At 66.6% G+C, this 4,524-nt stretch carries 6 protein-coding genes and 1 pseudogene; 4 read left to right on the top strand and 3 right to left on the bottom strand.

Features of this window, described 5'->3' with window-relative positions; all coding sequences use genetic code 11:
* The 3 genes and pseudogenes from ACESNG_RS03500 to ACESNG_RS03510 all read right to left on the bottom strand — a co-directional run.
* A partial coding sequence (locus tag ACESNG_RS03500; RefSeq protein ID WP_373067840.1) for a c-type cytochrome occupies positions 1-115 on the bottom strand: 115 nt, incomplete at its 3' end.
* 107 nt (positions 116-222) lie between these two features.
* Positions 223-372: pseudogene (locus ACESNG_RS03505) on the bottom strand (c-type cytochrome); the annotation flags it as partial.
* Positions 373-484: 112 nt separating this feature from the next.
* On the bottom strand, positions 485-1,939 hold the full coding sequence (locus ACESNG_RS03510; RefSeq protein WP_373067832.1) for a carboxypeptidase regulatory-like domain-containing protein: 1,455 nt from the start codon (positions 1,937-1,939) through the stop codon (positions 485-487).
* A 519-nt stretch (positions 1,940-2,458) separates the two neighbouring features.
* Between ACESNG_RS03510 and ACESNG_RS03515 the strand changes: the two genes are divergently transcribed.
* The 4 genes from ACESNG_RS03515 to ACESNG_RS03530 all read left to right on the top strand — a co-directional run.
* Positions 2,459-2,830, top strand: a complete 372-nt coding sequence (locus ACESNG_RS03515; protein ID WP_373060314.1) for a hypothetical protein — start codon at positions 2,459-2,461, stop codon at positions 2,828-2,830.
* Between the two features lie 117 nt (positions 2,831-2,947).
* Positions 2,948-3,265: a hypothetical protein gene (locus ACESNG_RS03520; RefSeq protein ID WP_373067834.1), complete on the top strand. Its 318-nt coding sequence runs from the start codon at positions 2,948-2,950 to the stop codon at positions 3,263-3,265.
* Between the two features lie 732 nt (positions 3,266-3,997).
* Entirely contained in the window at positions 3,998-4,162 is a 165-nt protein-coding gene (locus ACESNG_RS03525; RefSeq protein ID WP_373067836.1) for a hypothetical protein, read from the top strand.
* A 164-nt stretch (positions 4,163-4,326) separates the two neighbouring features.
* Positions 4,327-4,524: hypothetical protein (locus tag ACESNG_RS03530; protein WP_373067838.1), on the top strand; the 198-nt coding region annotated here is incomplete at its 3' end.

Below are 4,524 nucleotides of genomic sequence, written 5' to 3' on the forward strand. Positions count from 1 at the left end.
CCGGTAAGGCGCGGGCGTTGGGGCCATCGCCACGGCCGGTCGCGCCGTGACATCCGGCACACCACTGCTGGTAGAGGGCGGCGCCATCCGTGGTCGCCCCCGATGGGCTGGACACAGCATTCGGCGGAGTCGCGGGGTCGCCCCTGAGTACCGAATGATGAGGGAACGGTCTCGCTCCGGCATGCGGAGGCGGGGCATGGCGACACCGGGGCGCAGCCGTTGTGGATCACGCACGGTCGCCGCGATGTGGGCGGGATCGCGACGACGGCGCACGGTATCCAGATCCGGACCGAGTGCCCCGCCCTCCCCGCGCAGTCGATGACACCCCAGACAACTCGTGCGCTCGCGCAGCAGCGCCTCGGCCTTGGCCACGGCGAATGGCGAGAGCGCCGTACCTTGAGTTGGCGCACTGCTACGCGCCTAGCGTGTGCCAACCAGTGCGGCGACACCTAGCACCGCGACGGTACGCACGAATCGCACTGCGCTACCTGCCCTTCGCGTCGAGGGTGCGGGCCCCAGTCCAGATCACGGCCGATCCACAGCCGTTACGGGTCTGGAACTGCAGCGGAATGCTGGAGGTGCGCGCGTAGATCTCGATGGCGCGCACGTCCAGCGGGTTGAAGATGCCGTCGAGATCGCCGTCCTCGATCGGGACATAGAGGCCGTTGAGAAAGATGGCTGGCGCGCAATCGCCGGTCATGCCGGTGCCGCGCAGTCGCACCTGATCACGGCCGAACTGCCCGGGTAGGGTCACCACACCCGGCGTCCCTCGAAAGATGTCGGCCATGTATGTGGGGCGCTTGGCCTTGATCTGCTCCTCATCGAGAAAGTATCCGAAGCCGAGCCTGCGTCGGCGTTCGAACTCTTCGATAGGGACGGCGCGATTCGCTCGGACGCGCATGGTGTCCACCGTGGCCACAAGCGGTGAGAGTTGCACATCGACCATGACGTCGCGCCGCGCCGCCAGATCCACGGCGACGCGCACCGGCTGCGAGCCGATCGCTCGCGCCTCCAGCGTGTAGGTGCCCTCGGGCAGCGCCGGAAACGTGTACTGCCCCGCGGCGTTCGTCGCGACTTCCATGCCCGTGCCCCATACCGTCAGCCGAGCACCGGTGATGAAGGCACCCGCGGCGGTGCGAGCCACGCCCCGCAACGTGGCGGCTCCGCGAAGCACACTGGTCGTACGTGCCGACACGGCTTCCATGCGGGTGCCCGTCCCCAGCAGCAGATCGCGAACGAGTAGACCATTACGTGGCACCGGCAACTCCACGAATCCGCTGCTGTCGGCCCCGGCAGATCCCCGCACGACGATCACGCCGCCCGGTGGCACGCCGCACACCGCGAATTGCCCCTCGGCGGTGGCGGTGGCGATCCTCACGTTGGGGGTGCGAGAGAGGCCGGCCGCGGTGGCCGTGGTGGTGGTGTACTGCGCGCGGACCCGAGCCGCCGCGGTAAGCGGCGCGCCGTTGGCCGCGCGCGCGGTGCCGAAGAACAGACCCGGCGGCCGGTCGGGAGCGAGCAAACCGCAGCGGGCCTCGATCAGTGTCGCCGCCGACGGCGTACCCAGCGCGATCGTGATCGGCACGGCAGTCTCGATCTCCACCCGCAACAAGGTGCTTTCGACGCCGAGCGTATCGAGCAGCGGGTGCAGGAACCCGGCGAGGTAGATCCCCGCGGGAACGCTGTCGAACATGAACTGCCCGGCCGCGTTGCTGGTGGTCGACCGGATCCGGCCCGGCTCATTCGACGACACCAGTTGGACGGTCGCGCGCGCGAGCGCTACCCCGTGCACGCTGTCCCGCACCTCGCCACGCACGCGCGTGAAGACCGCCGACACTGGTGCGCGCTCCTGCGCCACGAGCGCCGTACATGGGGTCACGAGCGGCAACACGCCCACGGCCAGTGCCAGGGCGCGCCCACTCCATCGCTTCGTCAACACTTCCGCAGCCCTCAACGCGATCCTCCGGACCAGATGTCCGGGAATAATGCAGCGCAAAGCGGCGTCCTGCCAAGGCAACCGGAGCTCGTGGACACGGCGCGGCGGCGTGATGGCGGCGCATCCGTGCTTGACCGGCGGGCCGACATCCAAACATGTACCGATCGTTCGGTGCCTTCTTTTCTCACGCGTCTCACGGAGCCATCGATGCGCCACCGCGACCTCGACATCGCGACCATACGGGCCGTGCACGCCGCGCGGCCCGACGCCGACAGCGTGGATCGCTACGACGGTGGTGATGGCCCCGTGGTCAACGCCGCCTCGGCCCAACCGAAGCGGCGTTCATCACGTCGCGCGACAGCTCCTCCAGTGCCTCCGTCCCGGAGACCGATTGGCCGTACGTGCCGCACTGTGGTGGCCCGGCGGGATTTCTGCGGGTGTTCGATGCGCTCACGCTCGGCTTCGCCATTTTTGCGACAACAAACAGGAGGTGACCGTCGGCAATACACGCAGAATGATCGCGTGTCGCTCTTGCTGATGGACGATCCTCGGACGCAGCGGCTGAAGGTGTACGGCACGATGTCGGTCGCGCACGATCCGGCGTGCGCCAAGCAGTTGCAGACGCCGAGCTACGGCGTAACGACGGTGTGCTACACTCACGTCGACGTGGCGGCGTTCGACTGCAACGGTCCGCACCACATTGCGCCGAGGTTCACGGAGGCCGACGTACAGGCGGCGTCAGTTCAGCTGCACCGCCGTATTGCGGAGCGCGAAGCCGAATTGAAGCGAGTGATGCAGTTGCCATTGCCGCCGTCGTCCATTGGGTCCACTCACGTCACGCCACACTCATGCCTGTTGCGTGCCATTCAAAAGCCGAGATTCTCGATTGCCTGATGGACACATTACGGCGCGACGGCTATGACGGCGCGTCGCTGGCGGAGCCGTCGGCAGTGACAGGGTTCGGCAAGTCGAGCCTCAATCATCATTTCCCGGCGCCAGTCGGAGATCGCTTTGCAGGTGATGGCGTACATGGCGTCGCGTCTCGAGCACGATCTGTTGGCGCCGATGCACGGAGCCGGCACACTTCAGGCGCGGCTCGACGCGATGCTGCGGACGCCGACGGTGTTCTACGACAAGGGTCGGAAACCGTGCCTGCCGGAGCGCTTGTGTGCAAGTGTGGATGGGGCGGGGCACGATCAGCATACGCCAGCCCAGTTGCAGAGTGGCCCACGCTTCGCCGTTCACACTGGCGCTGCGCCGTGCCGCGGCCAGCGAGGCGTCCAGCTTTTCCCGTGCCTCGCGGTGGCGTGCCCGCTACAACAAGGATGATCCTTGCCACTGCAGCGTGGCCGCGACGTTACCCCACTGGCGAGAGCGGCGTTGCAGATCGACCACCGTATCGAGCAACGCCAACGATGCATCCGCACGGACGGTGGACTCGAAATATTGCGCCCGAGCGAAAGCGCACGTGCTCTGCGAGACCGGGCCCTATCGGCGAGCGGACTGGTCCAGTCGTTGCCCTCTGCTGTCGGCAATCTGCGTACCCGCTCAGACCTCCACTTGTTTCCCGGCGCCGCCAGCTCGGGCGCGCAGCCACTCGTCGCAAGTGGGAATCCATATCGGAGCCTGCCGCATCAGTCGTCGCGCTGAATCCACGCCAAACACTCGCAGCGAGATGGGGGGCCGTTTAATGAGCGCTTCCGCCTGCCCACTGGTCCCGCCCTGCTGGAGCATCAGACGGGACGCCCTGTCCAACAGCACCATCGACTCCGGATACCACCGTGATTTGCCACGGTGCTGGCCAGTCCCACCAAGGCGTATGGCGCTGCTGGCTTCAACGAGTCCCGCGCGACCACACGGTAGCGCGCCCTTGATGCGTCTTCCTGAAAAGACAGGCGGAACATGGTCCCTTCCAAGAGCGCCGCCAGGGTCGTGTCGTGCGCCAGCCGCAACCGCCACGCACGCACAGTATCGACTTCCGTCCCGTACTGGTGTGCATTCTGCAGCAAGTGCACCAGCTGGCGGGCGGACGATGAAGCGCCAACCGGCGACAATTGGGCCGTGCTCGGCGAACTCGACGCTGAAGCCTTTTCGTGGCGAGCGGTGCATACCCGTCGCGAAGCCGTCGACGACCCAGCGGGCGATGAGCTCGAGGTGGCCGAGGGCCGCCAACACGGTGGGGTCAAGCTGATCGGCGCGAGGCTGGGACATGTGCCGGAATCATAGCGCGATGACGGCGGATATGGGGTGGCAGCCGCGGCGACGGTTGATTGTTTGACAATTAAGGCCGAGAGCCCACGTTCAGTGGCGAATAGACTAATTCATTTCCTCCGGAAATCAGGAGAGCGGACATGCTTGGATCTTTTTGATTGCTGGCGATCGTCGCGTCCTTGACGTTCAGCGGTTCTCTGCTGGCTCAGGGAGCGACGCAGAGTGCGGCGGCGGCCGAGTCGACACCGCAAGTGACCGTGCGCGCCGTGACCGCCGTGACCTCGCTGGCGAACTGGCCCGGCCTGTCACTTTCGGTGAACAAGGACGCCTACGTCACCGTTTTCGCCGTGACGCGGACGAACGGATCGGCGCTGCCG

This window comes from Gemmatimonas sp. (genome assembly GCF_041689975.1).
Classification (GTDB): domain Bacteria; phylum Gemmatimonadota; class Gemmatimonadetes; order Gemmatimonadales; family Gemmatimonadaceae; genus Gemmatimonas.